Origin of the sequence: Erythrobacter ramosus, from assembly GCF_009828055.1 — a bacterium.
Classification (GTDB): Bacteria; Pseudomonadota; Alphaproteobacteria; order Sphingomonadales; family Sphingomonadaceae; genus Erythrobacter; species Erythrobacter ramosus.
In genome coordinates, this window is record NZ_WTYB01000002.1 from 450,888 (window position 1) to 472,995 (window position 22,108).

Genomic DNA, 22,108 nt, shown 5'->3' on the forward strand with positions numbered 1-22,108 from the left:
GAGAATTTCGTGCCGATGAGCCTCGAGCCCGCCCGCCTCCAGCCGATGGCGAATGCCATCCGCGCCCTGTCGATGGACGCGGTCGAGGCGGCCAATTCCGGGCACCCCGGGATGCCGATGGGCATGGCCGATGTGGCGACCGTGCTGTTCACCGGCCACCTGAAGTTTGATCCGACCGCGCCCGATTGGGCAGACCGCGACCGGTTCATACTGAGCGCGGGCCACGGTTCGATGCTGATCTACAGCCTGCTCTATCTCACCGGCTACGCCGCGCCGACGATTGACGACATTCGCAATTTCCGGAAGCTGGGCAGCCCTTGCGCAGGCCATCCCGAGAACTTCCTGCTCGACGGGGTGGAATGCACCACTGGCCCGCTCGGGCAGGGTCTCGCGATGGCAGTCGGCATGGCAATGGCCGAGCGTCACCTGAACGCGGTTTATGGCGATGATCTGGTGGATCACCGCACTTGGGTGATCGCGGGCGATGGGTGTCTGATGGAAGGCATCAACCATGAGGCCATCGGGCTGGCCGGGCACCTGAAGCTCGGGCGCTTGAATGTGCTGTGGGACGACAACCGCATCACCATCGACGGCGCGACCGATCTGTCCTCGTCCGAAGATATCAAGGCGCGCTACATCGCGACCGGATGGCATGTGACCGAGTGTGACGGCCACGATTTCGCCGATATCGAGCGGGCCTTGCAAGAGGCCAAGGCCGATCCGCGTCCTTCGCTCGTTGCCTGCCGGACGCTGATCGGCAAGGGCGCGCCCAACAAGCAGGGCACCAGCGGCGTCCACGGCGCGGCGCTCGGCGGGGCGGAAGTGGCTGCGGCGCGCGAGACGCTGGGCTGGACGGCTGAGCCGTTCGTGATCCCCTCCGAAATCCTCGCTGACTGGCGCTTGGCGGGTGAACCGGGACGGGCGGCGCATGGAGCCTGGGCCGGACGGCTCGAGGCTTCGGAAAAGAAGGGTGATTTCACCAGCCAGATGGCGCCGATCGGCAGTCTCGTCGGCCCGGCGATTGCGGGTTACATCGACGATCTTGCCCGCAATCCGAAGACAGTCGCGACCCGCAAGGCATCCGAGATGGCACTTGGCCCGCTGACGGCGGCGATCCCGCAGCTGGTCGGCGGCTCGGCCGATCTCACCGGATCGAACAATACCAAGACCCCCTCGACCCTGCCGATGACCGCCGAGGATTATTCGGGGCGCTACGTCTATTACGGCATCCGCGAATTCGGCATGGCGGCGGCGATGAACGGCATGGCGCTGCATGGCGGCATCGTGCCTTATGGCGGCACCTTCCTGATCTTCAGCGACTATTGCCGTAACGCGATCCGCCTGTCGGCGCTCCAGCAAACTGGCGTGGTCTATGTGATGACCCACGACTCCATCGGGTTGGGCGAAGATGGGCCGACCCACCAGCCGGTGGAGCACGTGATGAGCCTGCGCCTGATCCCCAACCTCAATGTCTATCGCCCGGCCGATGTGATCGAGACGGCGGAGTGCTGGGCGTTGGCGCTGACGACACCGGAGACGCCTTCGGTACTGTGCCTGACCCGGCAGAACCTGCCGCAGCTGCGCGGCAAGGGTGACGAGAACTGGTCGCAGGCGAACAATCGCAGCGCCCAGGGCGGCTATCGCCTGCGCGAAGCGACGGCGGCCCGCAAGGTCGTGATCGTCGCGACGGGCTCCGAAGTGGAGCTTGCGATGACCTGCGCTGACGAACTCGAAGCGCAGGGGATCGGCGCAGACGTCGTTTCGATGCCTTGCGCCGAGCTGTTCGACGCTCAGCCCGAAGCCTACAAGGCCGACGTGCTGCCCACAGATGCGTTGATCGTCTCGATTGAGGCCGGATCGACGCTGGGGTGGGAACGCTACACCGGGCGCAGCGGCATCAATATTGGGATCGACACCTTCGGTGCTTCGGCCCCGGCAGAAGATCTGTTTGCCCATTTCGGCTTCACAGCGGAGGCTATTGTCCCGCAAATCCTGAACAAACTGAACGCTTAAGCAGGAGAACCTCTCATGGCCACCAAAGTTGCCATTAACGGCTTCGGTCGCATTGGCCGGCTCGTCGCGCGCGCTATTCTCGAGCGCACCGATCACGATCTCGAACTGGTCGCGATCAACGATCTGGCGGATGCCAAGTCCAACGCGCTGCTGTTCGCCTATGACACAGTCCATGGCCGCTTCGGCGGCGAAGTGACGGCCGATGGCGATGCGATCATCGTCAATGGCAAGCGCATCGCCGTGACCAAGGAACGCGATCCCGCCAATCTGCCGCACGCCGCAATGGGCGTGGACATCGTGCTCGAATGCACCGGGTTCTTCCAGTCCGACGAAGCCAGCCGCCCGCATCTCGCCGCCGGGGCCAAGCGCGTGCTGATCTCGGCGCCCGCCACGGGCGTTTCCAAGACGATCGTTTACGGCGTGAATCATGAAACGCTGACCGGAGATGACGTGATCATCTCGAATGCAAGCTGCACCACCAACTGCCTCGCACCGGTGGCCAAGGTGCTGAACGATGTGATCGGGATCGAGCGTGGGTTCATGACCACGATCCACTCCTACACCAACGATCAGCGGATGCTTGACCAGATCCACTCCGATCTTCGCCGCGCTCGGGCCGGTGCGCAGAACATGATCCCGACCACCACCGGCGCAGCGCGCGCTGTGGGTCTGGTGCTTCCTGAGCTGAAGGGCAAACTCGACGGTTCATCGGTCCGCGTGCCGACCCCGAACGTCTCGATGGTCGATCTGGTATTCGTGCCGAGCCGCGAGACCACCAAGGAAGAAATCAATGAAGCGCTGAAGGCGGCGGCTGAAGGGGCGATGAAGGGCGTACTCGACTACACCGATCAGCCGCTCGTCAGCTCCGACTTCAACCACTATCCGGCGTCCTCGACGGTCGACAGCCTTGAAACCAGCGTGATGGAAGGCAAGCTTGCCCGTGTCGTCAGCTGGTACGACAACGAATGGGGCTTCTCCAACCGGATGATCGACACCGCCGGGGTGATGGCGAAGTTTCTTTGACACCAATCGTCACCCCGGCGCAGGCCGGGGCCCAGAGCGAACATGCGTGGCCGGAGCCTCCTGGGTTCCGGCCTCCGCCGGAATGACGGATAAATAATGATGGCTCGCTTCAAGACCCTCGACGATCTGCCCGCAGACCTGACCGGTGAGGTCGCGCTCGTTCGCGTTGATCTCAACCTGCCGATGAAGGATGGCTCGGCCACCGATGTCACCCGGGTCGAGGCAGCGCGCCCCACCATCCTTGAGCTCGCCGGACGCGGGGCCAAGGTGCTGCTGTTGGCGCATTTCGGGCGTCCGGGCGGTCAGCGGTCTTCGATGTTGTCGACCAGCATGGTGATCGGCGATGTCGAGCGGGTGCTGGGCAAGGAAGTGATGTTCATCCCCGAGATCGCTGGACCGGTGGTCGATCAGGCGGTCAGCACCATCCTGCGCAGCGGCGATATCGGGTTGCTCGACAACACCCGCTTCTGGCCGGGCGAGGAGGGCAATGATCCTAACTTCGCGCAGGCCATCGCCGCCCACGGCACGCTGTATGTGAACGACGCCTTCAGCGCCGCGCACCGCGCCCATGCGACGACAGAAGGGCTAACGCATTTTCTTCCGTCCTATGCCGGTCGCTCGATGGAGGCTGAGTTGAAGGCGCTCGACGCCGCGCTCGGCACGCCGCAGCAGCCGGTCGCGGCTGTTGTCGGCGGAGCCAAGGTTTCGTCCAAGCTCGCTGTGCTCGAACATCTGGTCGGCAAAGTGCAGCACCTGATCATCGGCGGCGGCATGGCCAACACTTTCCTCGCCGCGCGCGGGGTCGATGTCGGCAAGTCGCTGTGCGAGCATGATTTGGCCGCAACCGTGGCCCGGATTATGGACGAGGCGGACAATGCGGGTTGCACCGTCCACCTGCCCTATGACGTGGTGGTGGCCAAGGAATTCGCCGCCAACCCGGCGAGCTTGCGCACCTGCAACGTCCACGAAGTCGCCGCGGACGAGATGATCCTCGATGTGGGTCCTCAGGCGGTGGAAGCGCTGGCCGACGTGCTCAAGACCTGCCGCACGCTGGTATGGAACGGCCCGCTCGGCGCGTTCGAAACCGAGCCGTTCGATGCGGCCACTGTTGCCTTGGCGCGCACGGCGGCGGCGTTGACGCTGGAAGGTTCGCTTATCAGCGTGGCGGGTGGGGGTGACACGGTCGCGGCTTTGGCACAGGCGGGTGTTTCGGAAGATTTCACTTATATTTCAACAGCTGGTGGAGCCTTCCTCGAATGGATGGAAGGCCGGGTGCTGCCCGGCGTGGCGGCGCTCGAAGTCTGACCATGGCTGACGTTACTGCCGAGATCGAAGCGCTGGCGCTCGGCGCGATGCGCGCCTGGGTGGCGGGCGATGTGAAGGCGATGAAGAAGATCACCGCCCGCGATTTCATGCTGCTGGTTGGCAGTTCTCCGCCGCAATTGCTTGATCGCCCGAGCTTCCTCGCAGCGATGGAGCGCGGTTTTGCCTGCACGCGCTTTGCCTTTCGCGAAGTGATTGTGCGCCCTTATGGCAAAAGCGCCTGGTTCGTCGCCGGCGCGGAGCTTGAACTGGCGCTTGGGCCGAAGCTGTGGAGCGGCGGGTTTCTAGTAACTGACCTGTGGCGCAAGGGCACAATCGGAGGCTGGAAGCTGGCCGAACGCAGTCTCGCCCGGCTTGATCAGGACGATAGCATCGCGGCGGCCGTCAGCCGCCTGCAATTGTGGAAGTAGCGATGAGCGAAGCGGTAGAAACCAGTTACGGCCAGTTGAGCGTAATGGAGAACGGCGAGTTTGCCGGGTGGCGCTATTGGCAGGGCGATCCGTTCGAAACGCGCTCGGGCCCGTTCTACTACCGGCGTGAGGAGGACGGCTCCTATGTCAGCGCCTTCCGTGCGGAACCGCGCCACATGAACGGCGGCGGCTTCATGCATGGCGGCTGCCTGCTGACCTTCGCCGATTTCGCCCTGTTCGCAATCGCGACCGACGAACTGAACGGCGATCACGCGGTCACCTTGAACCTTGCGGGCGATTTCCTCGGCTCGGTCGCGGACGGCGCTCTGGTCGAGGCACGGGGGGAGATCACGCGCGGAGGTGGCAAGACGATCTTCGTGCGCGGGATCATCACCGGCGACGGCAAGCCTGCGCTGAGCTTCACCGGCATCATCCGGCGCCTGACCCGCCGCTGATCGCATCGTGGCCGCCTTCGCGGTTGCAGCATCCGCGAGGGCTCGCTAATGGCGCGTCATCGGGTTTGTGCATACCTATGCATAGACGCAAGCAGGCCCCACCACAGACCACCTTCGCACCGGAGAAAGCCAGCCATGAATACCCTCGAAATGACGATCCGCATCGCCACCGGACAGGGGTTCATTGCCGCGCTCGACCAGTCGGGTGGCTCGACCCCCAAGGCGCTGCGCGGGTACGGGGTGGAAGACGCGGAGTGGTCGGGTGACGAGGAAATGTTTTCCCAGATCCACGCAATGCGCGCCCGCGTCATCACCTCGCCCTGCTTCGGCAGCGGCAAGGTGATCGGGGCGATCCTGTTCGAGCGCACGATGGACGGCGTGGTGGATGGTGTCTCAACCGGGGATGCGTTGAAGGCGCGCGGGATCGTGCCGTTCATCAAGGTCGACGAAGGTCTGGCTGACGAGTCGGACGGCGTGCAATTGATGAAGCCGATGGTGAAACTTGCGGCGCTGCTGGAAAAGTCGGTGGCGGCGGGGATGTTCGGCACCAAAATGCGCTCCGTGATCAAGGCGGCCAATCCCGCCGGGATCGCCGCCGTGGTTGCTCAGCAGTTCGAAGTGGGTGCGCAGATCATCGCTGCGGGCCTGATGCCGATTATCGAGCCGGAATATGACATCACCTCGGACGACCGCGCGGCAGGCGAAGCGATCCTGCTCGAGGAAATCCTCAAGCACCTCGACGCGCTGCCCGAAGGCCAGCAGGTGATGCTGAAGCTCTCGATTCCGGCCACCGCCGGTCTCTACACTCCGCTGACGCAGCATCCCAAGGTGCTGCGCGTGGTCGCGCTGTCGGGTGGATTCTCGACTGACGACGCCTGTTCACGCCTCGCCCAGAACCCCGGCATGATTGCCAGCTTCAGCCGCGGGCTATTGCAGGATTTGCGCAAGGGCCAGTCGGATGCGGAATTCAACACAGTGCTCGGCAAGGCGATCGAAAAGATCGCCAGCGCCAGCGTCTGAGGCTCACCGCGCTTCGAAGGTGAAGCGGTACTCCTCCTTGGCAGTTTCGCGTCCGGCTCCGGCTTCGGGCGCCGGTTCGCCTGAGGTGAGGGCAAACACCGTTCCATGCGTGCCGAAGGGCTCGCCCAGCGTCAGGTCAGCCGTGTCGCGCCAGCCTGCGCCGTCGATCCGGGTGCGTACCACCAACCGTCCGGCCCAGATGCAACGGGCATTGATCGGGCAGCGGCTATCTTCGACCACTTCCTGCGGCGTCACGGTCAGATCGCCGACCTTCACAGTCTGGAGCAGCGCGGTGGGGCTCCCCTGAGGCAGCGAAATCCTTTCTACCCCGGCGCGGTCAGGGATGACGGCGCAGGCGCCAAGCACAGCGGCGAGGGTGAGGGGCAGGACGGCGCGGAGCAGATGGTTCATGCCCGCAGTTTAGCGCGCCGATGGCTGAGTGGCGGCTGAACAGGTGACAGCGACCGCGTGAGCGATTAGCGGTTGCGGCCATGACCGAAACACAGCTTTATCTCATCTCCCCACTCGATGTGGGCGGCACCTTTCCCCAGCGGCTCGAACGCGCTCTGGAGGCAGGCAAGGGTCTTGTGACCGCGTTCCAATTCCGGGTGAAAGGCGTCGAAAGCCATGAAGCTGCAGCGCTGGCCGAGCCGCTTCAAGCCATCTGCGCCGAGCATGACGTGGCCTTTATCGTCAATGATTCGGTCTCGCTGGCCAAGCGGCTTAAAGCTGACGGGGTGCATCTGGGGCAAGACGACGGCTCCCCGCGCGATGCGCGCGAGGAATTGGGCCGCGAGGCGCAGATTGGCGTCACCTGCCACGCCAGCCGCCACATGGCGATGGAAGCGGGGGAAGCGGGAGCTGATTACGTCGCCTTCGGCGCGTTCTACCCCTCGACCACCAAGGATAAGGGCCCGGACGCCGAAGTGCCTGACCTCGAAACGCTGCAATGGTGGACGAGCATTTTCGAAATCCCCTGCGTCGCCATTGGCGGGATCACGCCGGAAAACTGCAAGCCGCTAATCGAAGCGGGCGCGGATTTCCTCGCGGTATCGGGCGCGGTGTGGAACGGCGACGAGGTCGCGGCGATCGAGGCGTTCGCCAAGGCGATGCGCAGCTGAAGCGAGGGTTCGCCTGACTGGCTGCACCGCATCGGGCGGAAATCTGCTATCATCGCCACCTACTGCTGAACAACGAGCCAACTGCTGGATTGGGTAGTTCATTGCCATCCTCCCGCACGTCGCACCGGACTTGATCCGGGGTTAGGCTTTTTTCCTGCAACGGCACCGAAGTTAGCCAACCACCGTGTCAAGCACGGGGCGACGGGTAAGAGGGGGGCACTTTGGGCCGCTAGCCGAATGGCAGCTTTACTCCCGCGATCCCTGCCGCTGCCTCCGCGTCCCAAGCCTAGTTGGTGTTGCTCACCCGCGTGCAGATCAGCTTGCTGAGGCTCCCGTCCGAGTTGAGCTTCTGCAAGGTGTTCTCGCCCAGCACCCGGAAGCGCTGGTCTTTCTTCGGGCCGCGGGTGAAGACCACCTCGGTGCCGCGCAGCAGGTAGATGCCGTTGCCTTCGGGGTTTTCATAGCTGGAGGCAGTGCCGATCCGAAACGCCTCTTCGGGGACTTCGACAAAGGCCTCACCCCCGGCATCACCCGGCAGCGCGCATTGCCAGTTACCGTGCTGCAGAATGCCGAGCATCCCGCTGGCAGGCGCAGCGGCACGGGATTGCGGGCGCGACGCATTACGGTCTTGCCCTTGGGCACCGCCCGGCAGGAACGCGGCGGCAGCCGCAGCACTGACGATCAGCAGGAACACATAGCGGGTCTTCATAATGCTCGCGCCTCTACCAGCAGGCGGGCGGGAAGGCCAAGTCTTTCGCAAGCCATTTGCCCGCGCTTGCCCGGACCGGTCCGCTCGGCTATGGGCGCGCATCATTTGCGGGCGTGCGCCTTTGCGGCGGCGCGCCTCAACGCTCTTTCCACCACGTAAGAAGGCCCACAGCCCCATGAAGATCAGCGGCGTCGATATCCGCCCCGGCAACATTCTGGAATATGAGAAAGGCATCTGGAAAGTTGCCAAGATCCAGCACACGCAGCCCGGCAAGGGCGGGGCTTACATGCAGGTCGAAATGAAGAACCTGCAAGATGGCCGCAAGACCAACGTGCGCTTCCGCAGCGCCGACACGATCGAGCGCGTCCGGCTCGACACCAAGCCCTTCCAGTTCCTCTATGCCGAGGGCGATGACCTCGTCTTCATGGACAATGACACCTACGAACAGATCACGCTGCCCGGCGACCTGCTCGGCGATGCGCGCCCGTTCCTTCAGGACGGGATGCAGGTGAACCTTGAGCTGTGGGACGAAAAGCCGATCTCGGTCGAACTGCCCTCGCAGATCGAAGCCACCATCGTTGAAGCTGACGCCGTGGTGAAGGGGCAGACCGCCTCGTCCAGCTACAAGCCCGCGATCCTCGACAATGGCGTGCGCATCATGGTGCCCCCCCACATTGGCAGCGGCACGCGCATCATCGTCGATGTGTATGAGCAAGCCTACGTCGGCAAGGCGAGCTGAGCACAGATCATGGCAGCTATTTCCGGCCTAATCCGCGTCATGGAACGCGCCGCGCGCAAAGCGGGCGGGCGCTTGCGGCGCGACTTCGGCGAAGTCGAGCACTTGCAGGTCAGCCGCAAGGGCCCGGCCGATTTCGTCAGCAAGGCCGATATCCGCGCCGAGCGCACGCTCTATGACGAACTGCTCGCGGCCCGTCCGGGCTGGGGCTTTGTCATGGAAGAGGCGGGCGTGATCGAGGGCGATCCGGGGATGCCGCGCTGGATCGTCGATCCGCTCGATGGGACCAGCAACTTCCTCCACGGCATCCCGCACTTCGCCATCTCCATCGCCGCGCAGGAACCGCGCGCGGACGGGAAGGGCTGGGGCGATGTGGTTGCGGGTGTGGTGTATCAGCCGATCACCGATCAGACCTTCTGGGCGGAAAAGTCCCGCGGGGCGTGGCTTCAGGATGCGCGGCTGCGCGTCTCGGCCCGTTCGCGTCTCGCCGATGCGCTGGTCGCCACTGGTGTTCCGTTCTTCGGCCACGGCGACTTTGCCGAATGGAGCCGCATTTTCGGCGCCGTCGGCCCCGAGGTTGCGGGCATCCGCCGTTTCGGTGCGGCCTCGCTCGATCTGGCTTACGTGGCGCAGGGCCGGTTTGACGGGTTCTGGGAAAGCGGCCTGAGCGAATGGGACACGGCAGCCGGTTGTCTGCTGGTGCGTGAGGCTGGCGGCTTCGTCAGCGACTATCGCGGCCGGTCCGAGCCGATTCATGCGAATCAGGTTCTGGCAGCGAATGATGCGCTACATTCCAAGCTGCACAAGCTTTTAGCGGGAGCTTTGCGCTAGAGACTGTTGCCTTGACGCCGGTGCAACGCTAACAGCGCCGCATCCGCTCTGGGCGCCCCTGTGGTGGAATTGGTAGACGCGCTCGACTCAAAATCGAGTTTCGAAAGAAGTGCCAGTTCGAGTCTGGCCAGGGGCACCATTCCGGCTTTTTCCCGATATTAATGCTCGAGCGTTGCCAACGCTCCCAGCAGTCCTTCTGCCAAGTCGCTGGCAGCTGCGCGCGTCGCGCTGCGATCAGCGGTATCGGCGACCTCATAGGTATAGGCCGGAATAGCATAGCGGGCGTGGAACCAGTTCTTCGCCGTGCCGCTGCCCGGATTGGCGTTGCGCGGTTCGATCGTGAAGGGATAGCCCGCAAAGGCTTGCTCCCGCCCTCCCAGCCATGCGGTAAGGAAGCGCTGCTGCGCCGGGCTGGCCTCGTCACCCTGCACATAGAACAGGTTGCGACCCGTCGAGTGGAAATCCACCATCAGTGCCGGGCGCACGCCTGCGGGCAGGGCATCGAGCCACACCTTTACGCTGCGGGTCTCGGGCTGAGAGAAATCGCCCCAGTCACGGTTGAGGTCGACCGCGCCGCGATTGGCACGCCAGTGCCCCCGCGCGGTGCCATCGGGGTTGAGCATCGGCACGACCAGAAACTGCACATCGCCGAGCCCGCCACGCGCGGCGGTGCCGACCAGTGTCTCGACAAAGGCCTGCATCGCCATGGCCCCGGTGACCTCGGGCGGGTGCTGGCGGCCGAGCAGGATCACCAGTCGCGGCGCATCCGTCCGGCCGATGCGGATCGCCTCGATTGCCCGCCCGTCCAGCGAACTTCCCAGCGTGAAGGGGGGCGTGCCGAGCATCTTGCTCCAACGCAGCAAGTCGGCGCTGGTGTCGGCAGGAGTGATCAGTTCCTGCGCTGCGACGATCGCCTCGCCCGCTGGCAGATCCATGCTGGCTGCGGTGCCATCGGCGCTGACCGTCACCGGCAGGTCACGGGTCGCATCCCCGCTCTGCCACTTTGGCGCGTAGCGATGCGCGCCGCCGAGATAGCGCAGGGTCACGCTGACCGGCGCGGTGCCATCGGCTTCGTAGCGGAAGGCGTACCACGAGCTGGGATTGATCGGCGGCGCGTGTTCGGGCGTGATCAGCAGGGTGAAGGCCCGCTCTCCCATGACCGCGCAGCGCGCCGGAGAGGCTCCGTCGAAATCAAAGGCGAGCATCACAGAATCGGTGCGGCATGCGCTGTTCGCCGCCGCAAGAGAAGCAGGGGGCGGCGTTTGCGCGCACGCCCCCAGCGTCATGGCTAAACCGGCCCATAGGTATCGCAGCGAGATGCCCATGGGTGCGGCCTATCAGAAGGTCTTGCGGATATCGACCCGGAACACCCGCCCACGCGGCGAGTGCAAGGCGCTGAAGAAGCCGTATGTGTCATCAGCCAGCGGCGGATCGACGTCGAACAGGTTGTTCACACCCAAGCGGATGCGGGTGCCATCCAGCGCGCCGCCGTTGTCGAAGGTGTAGCTGATCGAGGTGTTAATCGTCAACATATCGTTCACGCGGAAGAAGTTGGCGTTGGGATCGTCCGACACCAGCGGCACGTCGCGGCTGACACTGGTGTTCCACACCTTGCCGACGTAACTCGCGAACACCGACGCGTCGAACGGGCCGCTGCCCCAGTTGATCGAGCCGCTATAGCGCCACTTGGGCCTGCCTTCGATCTCCAGCAGCTGGCCCAGACCTTCGATCCTGACTTCGGGCGGCAAGTCCCCGTTGGCGACTGCATCGACCAGTGTCTTTCCGTCCGTTCCGGCGGATTGGACAAAGCTTTCGAGCCGCGCCGCGTTGAAGCGCAACCGGAATTGGCCGAGGCCGAATTCGGGGACGTTGTAGGCAAGTCCGAAGTCCCAGCCCTTCGATACGCGGCTGTCCAGGTTGATATAGGGATCGAGCACCCGGATGATATCACCCGCAGCGGCAAGGCTGGTGCCTTGGTAGAGTGCGATCTGTTCCGCATTCGGCGCAGCACGGATCACGTTGGGGTTGCTGCTGCCATTCTGGCGAAGCAAGAGATCGAGCGCGATCGCGTTGTCATCACCGAAGACGCCGACCAGCCCGGTCTGCTTCACGCGCCAGTAATCCGCGGTCAGCGTCAGTCCGGGAATGAACGCTGGCTCCAGCACGGTGCCCAGATTGATGCTCTCACTTTCTTCGGGGCGCAGCTGGTCGGTTCCCGAACGGAAGCTGATGATGCCTTCGCCCGGACACAAACCCAGATTGGCGATCACGCCCTTTTCGACCTGCGCCTGACAGCGCACGAAATCGTCGCGGGTGTTGGAACGGGTGGTGCCTTCGTCATTGACCTGCACCAGATTCGGCGCGCGGAAGCCCTGCGACCATGCGCCCCGGAACATCAGACCGGGGACCACGGTCCACGATGCAGCGGCACGCGGGACGATGGCCGTCTCACCGATATCCTTGAAGTGCTCCATTCGCCCGGCCAGTTGCAGGTTGAGCGCGCTGATCAATGGGATGTCCATATCCTCGCTCACCAACGGAACGAAGGTTTCGACGAAAGCCGAATAGGCCGTCCGCACGCCGCGGGTGTCGGGCGATGCGCTGGTGCCGGCAACGTCGCTGCCGTCGAACACGCCGGTGACGCTGTCGGTCCAGGTGATGGTGCCATCAATGCGCGGATCGCGGTCGTCGAAGAAGGTTTCGCGCCGCCATTCGACCCCCGCTGCAACCCCGACATCGCCGCCGGGCAGGGCGAGCAGAGCACTGTTGCTGACCTTGAAATCAGCCAGCGCAAGGCTGGTGCCGCCGGTGCGGAACACGCTGATGCGGAACGGGTCGATCGAACTGGCAGGGTTGGGGGTGCAATCGTCATTGCCCGGATCGCCGGTCACGCAGCCGCCATTGAAGGGGTTGTAGGCATCCGGCGTCGACTTGTTGATGGCCTGCTGCAACAGCGTTAGCGAGACCCGGTTGCCTTCAAGGTCGGTGCTCTTGGCTTCGGAATAGACAAAGCCCGTGTCGAAATCCCACGCGCCGAAATTGCCGCGCAGACCGGCGACCAGGCGATAGGAATCCTTGTCGACATCAACCGATCGGTTGCCGGCATCGACAAAGCGGTAACGCTCCATGATGAGATTAGCACCGGCGGCAGGGATGGTAGTGCCCGGCACGCGGTTGGGGTTGGCCGCCCCGCCCGGGAAGGTCACCGGGCCAAACGGGTTCCAGTAGGCATTGCGCGAAATCCCCACCGGCACTGCGCTGAGGATCGCGGCAGGCGTGATGTTGCGGCTGCTTTCCGAACGGTAATAGGTGCCTTCGAAATAGCCTTCGACATTGTTGCTGAATTCGTAGTTGAACAGCGCGACGGCGTTGATGCGGGTCTTCTCGCTGATCAGCGTGGTGCCAAAGGCGCGGTTGTAGCGCACCCCGACCGCCGGGTTATCGCCGTTACGCGCGCACAAACCGTTCCCCAGCTCAAGGCGACAACCGGTCAAGGTGGACGGCTGAAGATAGAAGTCATCGTCGCGGATCGGCGTCTGGTTGTTGTTCGTGATCTGAATATCGAACTGGCCGAACGGGCCGAAGGTGTTGCGGTTGTTGAACTGCGTATCGCCTTCAAACGGGGTGCCGACCAGCAGCTGAGTCTTGTCGTCATCGGCGGAATAGGCCCGCTCTGATGCGTCCATTCCGTTCTCGAAGAAGTAGCCGCCATAGACGGTCAGGTTGGCGCGCCCGCCGGCAAAATCGAAGCCATAGCCGCCATTGATCTGGGTGCTGTAAAGGCCGGTGCCGTCCGAGTTGCGGTATTCGCCTTCGATGAAGCCGCCCTTGCGGTTGCCGCGCAACACGGTGTTGACCACGCCCGCCACCGCGTCCGCGCCATAGATCGCCGACGCGCCATCGCGCAGCACTTCCAGCCGCCGCACACTGCCCGGTGCGATTTCGTTGGTGTCGGGGCTGACGACCGGCACCAGCAGCTCGGTCTGGAAGCCGGGGTTCAGCACCATGCGCCGTCCGTTGATCAGCAGCAGCGTGTTGCCAGTGCCCAGATCGCGCAGGTTAATCGAGGCCGCATCGCCGCGCACGTTGTTTGAGCTGACATCGTTCTGTTCGTTGAACGCGACCGCGCCTGCCTGCGGAATGGCGCGGAACAGCTCGTCACCCGATGTCGCCGCGACGTTGGCGATGTCGGTTTCGTCAAGCACGGTGACGGGGAGCACATCGTTGATTTTGGCCCCTTGGATCTGGGTGCCGGTGACGACGATCTCGCTCGTAACATCGTCTTCCGGTGCAGGCGCGGGCGCTGGTGCCTCCTGACCATAAGCGGCGCTCGCGGCGATCAGACTGCCGCCGCACATCAGGGCGAGCCTGCTCAGAAATTTCGTCGACATCATTATTCTCCCCGTTTTTCAATTATTTTGAGTGACTGTGCCCAATGCGCGAACAGCGCGGGCCATTGGCTGATGACTTGCTCGGGCGTGCCTAGACCCCAACCATGCCCTCCGTTGCGGAACAGATGCAGCTCGGCGCTGGCCCCGGCAGCGATGAGAGTCTGGAACAGCAGGATCCCGTGCCCCGGCGGTGTGGTCGGATCGTCGGCGGCGGCAAAGATGATCGTCGGCGGCGCGTCCTTGCTGGCGTAGGTATCCAGCGACCATTCGTTCTCGGCCTTCGGCCCTGCCTTGTCGCCGATGATCTCGCGCCGAGTGCGGGTGGTGTCGTAGGGGTTGCGCAGGGTGACGACCGGAAACAAGAGAACGGCAAAATCGGGCCGGGCGGAAGCCGTTTCGTAGCGATCCGCCCCGGCATAGAGCGTGCGGGCCGGTTGGTAGGCGGTGAAGCCCGCCAGATGCCCGCCTGCGGAAAAGCCCATGATCCCGATCTTGTCCGGCGCGACCCCGAACTCGCTCGCACGGGTGCGGATGATCTTCATCGCCCGCTGTGCATCCATGAAGGGCGCGGCGGCGTCCCAGCCATCATTGGGCAGACGATAGATCAGCTCGAACACGGTAAAGCCTTGGGCTTGCAGCCACTCGGCCGCAGGCGTGCTTTCCTTCTTGAGCTGGATTCGGAAATAGCCGCCGCCGCCCGCCACCAGCACGGCAGCACCATTGGGTACAGCGGGGCGATAGACGCGCATGCGGGGTGCTGCGATGTTCGAGACCGCGCCGTAGCCAGCGCCTTCGCCGCCGATTTTCTCCGGTCCGGTGACTGTGCCGCTGCCCGGAGGCGTGCCCGGCCACAGCAGGATTTCTTCGGGCGAGGCTGCGGCAACCGGCAGCGCCGATGCAAGCAGCGACAGCAGCGCGGTCAGCGCCATAAAGAGGCGCCGGGCGATCATGGTCGTTTCTCCAGCGCGCTGGCGATTGTTTCGCTAACCGGGCCGCTGCGTTCGTGGCGTTCGATGTCTTCTTCGGGCAGTGGCATGGGCGCGCCTGCAAGGGCTGCGGCCAGCCGCTCACGGTCGAGCGCGTTCTCCCAGCCAGCCACCACGATAGTTGCCACCGCGTTGCCGACGAAATTGGTGAGCGCACGGCATTCCGACATGAAGCGGTCGACGCCGAGGATCAGTGCCATGCCCGCCACGGGCACCCCCGGCACCACCGACAGCGTCGCAGCCAGGATCACGAAGCCCGATCCGGTGACGCCAGCTGCGCCCTTGGAACTGATCATCGCCACCAGTACCAGCGTCAGCTGTTCGGCGAGGCTCAACTCCACCCCGACAGCCTGCGCAATGAACAGCGCGGCCAGCGTCATGTAGATGTTGGTGCCGTCAAGGTTGAAGGAATAGCCCGTCGGCACGACCAGCCCGACCACCGCCTTGCGGCACCCGGCGATCTCCATCTTCTCCATCAGGCTCGGCAGAGCGGCTTCGGAGGATGATGTGCCCAGCACCAGCAGCAGCTCTTCGCGGAGGTAACGGATCAGTGCGAAGATCGAAAAGCCGTTGAACCAGCCGACCAGCCCCAGCACGACCAGCACAAACAACAGTGAGGTGAGGTAGAACGTCGCCACCAGCGCGGCGAGGTTGGCGAGGCTTCCGATCCCGAATTCGCCGATGGTGAAAGCCATCGCCCCGAAGGCTCCGATGGGCGCGAGCTTCATCAGCATGTGCACCAGCCGGAACACCACCTCGCTGAACGAGGCGAGCACGTCCATCACCAGATCGCTCGCCGGGCGGGTCATGGCGATGGCGACGCCGGCAAGGATCGCGACCAGCAGAACTTGCAGAATCTGGCCGTCGGTCATCGCGCTGAACAGGGTGTCGGGGATGATGTTGAGCAGGAACCCGCTGATGCTCTGAGCTTCGGCCTTGTCGGCATAATCGGCGACCGCGGTGGTATCGAGGGTGGCCGGGTCGATGTTCAGCCCTTCGCCGGGCCGCACGATGTTGCCGACCAACAGCCCGATGATCAGCGCGAGGGTGGAGAAAGTGAGGAAATAGGCGAACGCTTTGCCCGCAACGCTGCCCACTGCCTTCATGTCGCGCATCCCGGCGATGCCGGTGGCGACGGTGAGGAAGATCACTGGCGCGATGATCATCTTGACGAGTTTGATGAAGCCGTCACCCAGCGGTTTCAGCGCGGCACCGGTTTCCGGGAACAGGTGGCCGACCAGCGCCCCCAACGCAATCGCGGTGAGCACCTGCACATAAAGCTGGCGATAGAACGGCTTTCGCGCAGGCGCGGGGCGCGCGGGCGGCGTCATGGTTGCTTGCAAACCCATGGGCTGCGCGGTTCCCTCCCCTTTCAGTGTCTCTCCGCCATCCAAAATCGGCCACGCACCTGCGCGTTGCAAGTTTTTCGTTGCCCGCGATATGGCCACGCAATAACAGGGGGTTAAACTATCCATTCAGCCTCTTTGTGCGGAAATCCGCACAAGCTTCTTGCGCCGCTTGCGGAAATCCGCACAAGTCGGTCGCGGAATCGGAAGGGGGATGGTGCGGCAGGTCAGGCTAGGGCGGTGGTATCTGGTGGCGGTGGGGCTAATTGCCCTGACGCTGTTGGCCGCGCTCGCCATGCTCGGGATTGAGCGGGCGGTGCGGGTCAATGCGCTGGCGGAGACCCGCGCCGAAGCGACAAGTCAGGCGGCGATCCTGGCTGCGGGGCTGGAGAGCGAGCTCAACAAGTTCAGCCTGGTGCCGCGCGTCTTGGCGGTCGATCCCGAGGTCGCAGCGCTGTTGGGTGGGCAAAGCGCTGGCCGCGAAGTGCTCAATCTCCGGCTTGCCGCGCTGGCGGGACAGACCAATGCCGCCGCGATCTACCTCATGGATGCGCGCGGGCTGACGCTGGCGTCCAGCAACTGGGACCGCCCCGACAGTTTCATTGGTTCCAACTACGGCTTCCGCGAGTACTTCTCCGGCGCATCCAAGCGCGGCACGGCGAGCGAATTCGCGCTCGGCACAGTCAGCCGCAGGCCGGGGCTGTATCTCGCCGAACGGGTCGGCCCGGCGTCAGCCCCGCTCGGGGTGGTGGCGGTCAAAGTTGAGTTCGACAGTCTCGAACGCAAATGGCGCGATGCCGAGGATGGCGTGTTCGTCACCGACGCGGGCGGGATCGTGTTGTTGGCAAGCAATCCCGGGTGGCGCTTCAGAACGGCTGAGGGAAGCGGCGCCAACGGTCAGGCGGTCGATCCGGAGCGCAACGCAAGGCGCTTTGGTGTGGCGCAGCCCAAGCGCTTTGATCTTCCGGCCACCGGCGATGCGTCCTCGCCGTTGCGAATGATCGAGAAGATCCAGCCCATCGCCCCGGTGGGTTGGGAGTTGCATCTGCTCGCCGATCCCGCGCCGCGCTTGTCGGTTGCGCTGGCCAACGGGCGGCTTGCCGGTGTGATCGCCTTGGCGTTGCTTGGGCTAGCAGGGGCGGGGGCCTATCTGTGGCAGCGCCAGCGGCAGTCCCGCGCCGGCGCTCAGGTCGCAGCGCAAACGGCGCTGCTGCGCGAACAATTGCAGCAAGCGAACCGGCTCGCGACGCTTGGCCAGATCACCGCAGGCCTAGGCCACGAAATCCGCCAGCCGCTCGCCGCCATGCGGGTCTATGCCGAAAATGGCGAACGCCTGCTGGCAGCGGATCGCCAGACCGAGGCTGCGGCCAACTTCGACAAGATTGCCCAGCTTGCCGGCCGCATCGGCGAGATCACCGCCGAACAGCTTCATTTCAGTCGCCGTTCGCCAGAGGAGCCGCGCGAAATTCGGCTCGCCGAAGTGATCGACGGATCGCTGTTGCTGCTGCGCGATCAGATCCGGCAGAAGGGCCTCACCCTCGATCGCCCCGCCGCAGACCTTGCCGCGACAACGGTGCGCGCGCGCCACGTCCAGCTTGAGCAGGTGTTGGTCAACCTGCTCCAGAACGCGGTGCAGGCCTGCGGGGAGGGTGGGCAGATCGCGCTCGCGATTGCGGCGGAGGGCAACACGGTGCGTCTCAGCGTCAGCGATGATGGGGCGGGCGTACCCGCTGAACTGCGCGAAACCCTGTTCCAGCCCTTCGTTACGTCCAAAAGCGAGGGGATCGGACTTGGCTTGGCCATTTCGCATGACATCATGCGTCAGCTCGGCGGCGATCTGGTTCATGAAGCGACCGCCGCCGGTGCGCGTTTCACCATGGTAATGCCCGCCGCATGAGCGCCGCTGCCGCCCCCCCGATTCAGGTCGCCTTGGTCGAGGACGATCCCGACCTGCGTGACGCGACCTTTCAGACCCTCACGCTTGAAGGGGCGGACGTGGTCGCATTCGCTGATGCCCGCGCGGCGCTAGACTGGCTGGATGCCGACTTTCCCGGCGTGGTGGTCAGCGATGTGCGGATGCCCGGGATCGACGGGATCGCCTTCTTCGCCGCGCTGCGCGAGGTTGACAGCGACCTGCCGGTGATCCTCACAACCGGTCATGGAGATATCGCGATGGCTGTGGCGGCGATGAAGAATGGCGCGGCCGATTTCCTCACCAAGCCTTACGCCTCGGCCGATCTGATCCGCGCCGTGCGCGCCGCCAGCGAGCGGCGCGCCTTGGCGCTGGAGAACCGGCGTCTGCGTCAAGAGGCCGGGCGCAATGTCGGCCTTTCCATTCCCGGTTCCTCTGCTGCGGCCCAGCGGCTGCGGTCTGTAATCGAAGGCGTCGCGCGGTCGGAGATCGATGTCGTACTGACCGGTCAGGCGGGGACCGGCAAAAGCTACGGCGCGAGATTAATCCATGACCTCAGCGCCCGTCGCAGCCGTCCATTCGTGACAGTCGATGCCGGTGTACTGGCGCATGAGGATGCGGAGTTGCTGCTGTTCGGGCGCGATCCGGGAGCGGGGCAATTGTCGCGCACCGGCCTGATCGAACGCGCCAACGGTGGGACACTGTTTCTCGACGACATCGCCGCGGCCAGCGGTGTTTTGACCACGCGGCTCGTTTCGCTGGTCGAAAAGCGCGAGGTCTGGCCACTTGGTGCAGCCACGGCGCGGCGGCTCAACATCCGCATCATCATCGCCAGGCTTGCCGAACAACCGCAGGACAGCCTGCGTGACCCGGCCTGGCACAGGCTGGGCGCGGTCCAGATTGCCTTTCCTCTGCTGGCTGACCGGCGGGAGGATGTGCCGGAGATTTTCCGTCTGTTCGTTGCCCGTCATGCGCGCGACGCGGGCGTGCCAGCGCCCACAATCGGCGAGGCGCATTGGCGGCATGTCCAATCGCATGACTGGCCGGGTAACTTGCATGAACTCAGCGGTTATGCCCGCGCGGTTGTGCTGGGTCTGGCGGAGATCGAGAGTCCGGCAAGCCCGCTCACCGGACAGCGCCCACTCCATGCGATCGTCGCCGATTTCGAGCGGACTGTGCTGGAAGACGCACTGCGCCAGTGCCGGGGCGACATTGCTCAGCTTCAAGCCATGCTCCAAACCCCGCGCAAGACGATCTATGACAAGCTGGCGAAGTATGATCTGAAACCGGCGCGCTTCCGTTAGTGATGGGCTGGTCAGGTCGAATGGGAAAAACTGCAATGATGCCGAGAGCCGCTTTGGTTTTGCGAATGTTCTCCCGGTTGATCGCTGCGGCGATGGCGTTGTTGCTCGGCTGTGCCACGGTCGCCTCTGCTGAGGATGGGCGAGGTCGGTTTGTGTTCACCGGATGGGAGGGGCCACCGCTGCCGGTCTGGTATCAGCTGCCGGAAGAGGTGAAGCCTGATACGCCGGTCGTGGTGGTCATGCACGGCGTCAACCGCGATGCTGATCGCTACCGCGACGAATGGGCGGGCCTAGCTGTGAAACACCGCTTCATCGTGATCGTCCCGGAATTCAGCCGGTCTGACTTTCCCGGAGCTGCCAGCTACAACACCGGCTTCTTTGCCGAGGCGGACGGCAAGTTGGGTCCGCGCACCCGCTGGTCCTTTGCCGTGATTGAGCCGTTGTTCGACGAAACCCGTCGCCGCTTCGGCACGGCTGCGGAACGCTATACGATCTACGGCCATTCGGCCGGCGCACAGTTCGTCCATCGTTTCGTCATGTTCATGCCCGAGGCCCGGATCGAGCAGGCGATTGCCGCCAATGCCGGGTGGTACACTATGCCCGATCCCGCAATTGCCTTTCCCTATGGAGTGGAAGGCGCACCTGTCGCACCTGACACGTTCAAAGCCGTGCTGGCCAAGCCGCTAACGGTGCTGCTCGGCACAGCGGACACGGACCCTGCTGATCCCGATCTGCGCACCACGCCCGAGGCGAACCGGCAAGGCCCCCATCGCTTTGCGCGCGGTCAGAGTTTCTTTGCCGAAGGGCGTGCTCTCGCAACGCGGTTGGACACGCCGTTTGGCTGGCGGATGGAACACGTCCCCGGCGTTGGCCACAAGAACGGCCTGATGGCAAAGGCAGCGGCTGAACTGATCGCGGCACGGGGGGAATAGAAGGCCGTGGGCTTGCCATGCCGCTCAATTGGCAAGCGGTAGTTCAAGCACAAACACCGCACCCGTATCGCTTTGCGCCAATGCCAGCGAACCGCCTGCCGCCTCGATCAGCGATTTGATGATTGGCAGTCCGAGGCCGCTCCCGCCACTCGCGCGCCGCGTCGTAAAGAACGGCTCGAAGATGCGGGTGCGATCGGCTTCGGCAATTCCGGGGCCGTTGTCTGCCACTTTTATCCGCACGGCAGCTACCCCCTGATCGGCGGTGAAACTAACCCGACTTGCCCTGGCTTGGCGGCTGTTGTCGATCAGCGCGCTGGCAATGGCTTCGAGCGATGCGTCGCGGATGGCGAGGAGTGGCAGGCCGTCAGGCAGGGTCGCCGCAACAGCAAACGTGTCAGCCCGATAGGCATCCGCGAGCCGGTTCAGGATTGCCGCAAGGTCTGCGCGTCCAGCGGGGTCGTTTGCGCTGAGGTCGGCGCGGGCGAGTTCCAGTAAACGTGTTGAGAGCATCGTCAGCCGCGCTGCATCGGCATCGGCATTGGCGAGGAACCGGCGCCGCTCGTCCGGGGCCATGCTGTCGCCATGATCGCCGAGAATCTCCAGTGTGCCGCGGATGCCCGACAGCGGGGTCTTGAACTCGTGGCTGACGGCGTGGGCGAAATCGCGCAAGTACCGCGAGCGCCGCTCGATCGCTTCGGCCATGCGGGCGAAATCGGCGTAGAGGTCTTGGATCTCGGCGGCGGCGGTGCGGGGCGGTTTGGGGAAGTCCTGCCGTCCCAAGGCGAGCGCCCGGCTTGCGCGTGCCAGTGCTTCGACCGGACGCACAATGCCGCGCGACAGCACGCTGCTCAGCACAAGCAGGAGCATGAAGATCGCCGCAATGCCGAGCAGGATCTTGCCGCGATCGGCGTAAAGCCCCTTGAACAGGCTGCGGGCCGAACGGGACAGCAACAACACACCGACCACGCGGCCATTGACGATGATCGGGCGCGCATGATGCACCCGCACCGCCGCCGCGCGGGACAGCCATTCGAACTGGTAAGTGGCGCTGTAATCGCCATTGCGGCGCAGCACGGTCTCGGGACGGCCCGCGAGCGCGGTGCTGACTTCAGGGATAGTGGCGTGGCTTTGTCCGCTTGGTTCCGAGGCGATCAGACCCTGCCGGTCGAGCAGCAGGATCGAGGACAGCGTTACCTGCCGCGTGCGCGCTGCGACCGGTGCGAGCGTGCTCCAGACAGCAGCGGCATCGGCATCAGGCGCCAAACCGCTGGGTTGCGGCAAGGGGCGCTCGCCAAGGATGTCACTGCTGCTGAGATCGATGGTCGGCGGCTCGGGCCGGAAGTCCTGCGGATCGGGCATCGTGACGACCGCCCCGGGCCATTGCGACGAGGCGACGGCGGCCAGCGCAGCCCCTTGCGCGACCAGCTCTGCTTCGGTCTGGCGCACCAGCGTGTTCTCATAGACCCGCAGGAACATCGCCGCGATGCCGGGCAGGGCGGCGACGGTGAACAGCGTGGCGAACACGATGGTGCGCAGCCTGAGCCGCGGCCAGCGCGCCTTGAGCCATTCTTTGACCGCACGGATCACGCCTCGCCC

At 64.4% G+C, this 22,108-nt stretch carries 19 protein-coding genes and 1 tRNA gene; 13 read left to right on the top strand and 7 right to left on the bottom strand.

Going from position 1 to position 22,108, the window contains the following annotated elements; translation table 11 throughout:
• Nucleotides 1-15 precede the first annotated feature (15 nt).
• From tkt to GRI59_RS08810, 6 genes are all read left to right on the top strand, one after another.
• Nucleotides 16-2,013, top strand: a complete 1,998-nt coding sequence (gene tkt / locus GRI59_RS08785) for a transketolase (protein WP_160761584.1) — start codon at nt 16-18, stop codon at nt 2,011-2,013.
• Nucleotides 2,014-2,028: 15 nt separating this feature from the next.
• Nucleotides 2,029-3,036 (top strand): type I glyceraldehyde-3-phosphate dehydrogenase, encoded by a 1,008-nt coding sequence (gene gap, locus GRI59_RS08790; protein ID WP_160760827.1) that lies wholly within the window; start codon nt 2,029-2,031, stop codon nt 3,034-3,036.
• A 99-nt stretch (nt 3,037-3,135) separates the two neighbouring features.
• Entirely contained in the window at nt 3,136-4,341 is a 1,206-nt protein-coding gene (locus GRI59_RS08795; RefSeq protein ID WP_160761585.1) for a phosphoglycerate kinase, read from the top strand.
• Between the two features lie 2 nt (nt 4,342-4,343).
• On the top strand, nt 4,344-4,769 hold the full coding sequence (locus GRI59_RS08800) for a YybH family protein (RefSeq protein ID WP_160760828.1): 426 nt from the start codon (nt 4,344-4,346) through the stop codon (nt 4,767-4,769).
• A 2-nt stretch (nt 4,770-4,771) separates the two neighbouring features.
• A complete protein-coding gene (locus tag GRI59_RS08805) occupies nt 4,772-5,224 on the top strand; it encodes a PaaI family thioesterase (protein ID WP_160760829.1) in 453 nt (150 codons plus the stop codon).
• Between the two features lie 135 nt (nt 5,225-5,359).
• Nucleotides 5,360-6,244 carry a fructose bisphosphate aldolase gene (locus GRI59_RS08810; protein WP_160760830.1) on the top strand — a complete coding sequence of 295 codons (885 nt, stop codon included), beginning with the start codon at nt 5,360-5,362 and terminating at the stop codon, nt 6,242-6,244.
• A gap of 3 nt (nt 6,245-6,247) precedes the next feature.
• Here the strand turns inward: GRI59_RS08810 and GRI59_RS08815 are convergent, their stop codons facing one another.
• Nucleotides 6,248-6,655: a hypothetical protein gene (locus GRI59_RS08815; protein WP_160760831.1), complete on the bottom strand. Its 408-nt coding sequence runs from the start codon at nt 6,653-6,655 to the stop codon at nt 6,248-6,250.
• An 80-nt stretch (nt 6,656-6,735) separates the two neighbouring features.
• Here GRI59_RS08815 and thiE point away from each other — a divergent pair, with 80 nt between their 5' ends.
• Nucleotides 6,736-7,365: a thiamine phosphate synthase gene (gene thiE / locus GRI59_RS08820; RefSeq protein ID WP_160760832.1), complete on the top strand. Its 630-nt coding sequence runs from the start codon at nt 6,736-6,738 to the stop codon at nt 7,363-7,365.
• A gap of 286 nt (nt 7,366-7,651) precedes the next feature.
• Here the strand turns inward: thiE and GRI59_RS08825 are convergent, their stop codons facing one another.
• Nucleotides 7,652-8,074 (bottom strand): elongation factor P, encoded by a 423-nt coding sequence (locus tag GRI59_RS08825; RefSeq protein WP_160760833.1) that lies wholly within the window; start codon nt 8,072-8,074, stop codon nt 7,652-7,654.
• A 175-nt stretch (nt 8,075-8,249) separates the two neighbouring features.
• Here GRI59_RS08825 and efp point away from each other — a divergent pair, with 175 nt between their 5' ends.
• The 3 genes from efp to GRI59_RS08840 all read left to right on the top strand — a co-directional run bounded on the left by efp (nt 8,250) and on the right by GRI59_RS08840 (nt 9,780).
• Nucleotides 8,250-8,813 (top strand): elongation factor P, encoded by a 564-nt coding sequence (gene efp, locus GRI59_RS08830; protein WP_160760834.1) that lies wholly within the window; start codon nt 8,250-8,252, stop codon nt 8,811-8,813.
• Between the two features lie 9 nt (nt 8,814-8,822).
• Nucleotides 8,823-9,641 carry an inositol monophosphatase family protein gene (locus GRI59_RS08835; RefSeq protein WP_160760835.1) on the top strand — a complete coding sequence of 273 codons (819 nt, stop codon included), beginning with the start codon at nt 8,823-8,825 and terminating at the stop codon, nt 9,639-9,641.
• Nucleotides 9,642-9,695: 54 nt separating this feature from the next.
• A tRNA-Leu gene (locus GRI59_RS08840) sits at nt 9,696-9,780 on the top strand.
• Between the two features lie 19 nt (nt 9,781-9,799).
• Here GRI59_RS08840 and GRI59_RS08845 read toward each other — a convergent pair.
• The 4 genes from GRI59_RS08845 to GRI59_RS08860 form a co-directional block, all read right to left on the bottom strand.
• Nucleotides 9,800-10,846, bottom strand: coding sequence for a M14 family metallopeptidase (locus tag GRI59_RS08845; protein WP_183363623.1), 1,047 nt, complete (start codon nt 10,844-10,846; stop codon nt 9,800-9,802).
• A 132-nt stretch (nt 10,847-10,978) separates the two neighbouring features.
• Nucleotides 10,979-14,035, bottom strand: coding sequence for a TonB-dependent receptor domain-containing protein (locus tag GRI59_RS08850; RefSeq protein ID WP_237440758.1), 3,057 nt, complete (start codon nt 14,033-14,035; stop codon nt 10,979-10,981).
• Nucleotides 14,035-14,982, bottom strand: a complete 948-nt coding sequence (locus tag GRI59_RS08855; protein WP_160760837.1) for an alpha/beta hydrolase — start codon at nt 14,980-14,982, stop codon at nt 14,035-14,037. The genes GRI59_RS08850 and GRI59_RS08855 overlap by 1 nt, the downstream gene beginning before the upstream one ends.
• On the bottom strand, nt 14,979-16,367 hold the full coding sequence (locus tag GRI59_RS08860) for a dicarboxylate/amino acid:cation symporter (protein ID WP_237440759.1): 1,389 nt from the start codon (nt 16,365-16,367) through the stop codon (nt 14,979-14,981). Before GRI59_RS08860 ends, GRI59_RS08855 begins: the two co-directional genes overlap by 4 nt.
• A gap of 211 nt (nt 16,368-16,578) precedes the next feature.
• On the opposite strand from GRI59_RS08860, the gene GRI59_RS08865 reads away from it, so the two are divergent.
• The 3 genes from GRI59_RS08865 (at nt 16,579) to GRI59_RS08875 (ending at nt 20,512) form a co-directional block, all read left to right on the top strand.
• Complete coding sequence (locus GRI59_RS08865) at nt 16,579-18,261, top strand: ATP-binding protein (protein ID WP_160760838.1); 1,683 nt, start codon at nt 16,579-16,581, stop codon at nt 18,259-18,261.
• Complete coding sequence (locus GRI59_RS08870; protein ID WP_160760839.1) at nt 18,258-19,580, top strand: sigma-54-dependent transcriptional regulator; 1,323 nt, start codon at nt 18,258-18,260, stop codon at nt 19,578-19,580. The genes GRI59_RS08865 and GRI59_RS08870 overlap by 4 nt, the downstream gene beginning before the upstream one ends.
• A gap of 65 nt (nt 19,581-19,645) precedes the next feature.
• Nucleotides 19,646-20,512 (top strand): alpha/beta hydrolase, encoded by an 867-nt coding sequence (locus GRI59_RS08875; RefSeq protein ID WP_160760840.1) that lies wholly within the window; start codon nt 19,646-19,648, stop codon nt 20,510-20,512.
• A gap of 24 nt (nt 20,513-20,536) precedes the next feature.
• Here the strand turns inward: GRI59_RS08875 and GRI59_RS08880 are convergent, their stop codons facing one another.
• Nucleotides 20,537-22,099, bottom strand: a complete 1,563-nt coding sequence (locus GRI59_RS08880; RefSeq protein ID WP_160760841.1) for an ATP-binding protein — start codon at nt 22,097-22,099, stop codon at nt 20,537-20,539.
• Between the last annotated feature and the right edge of the window lie 9 nt (nt 22,100-22,108).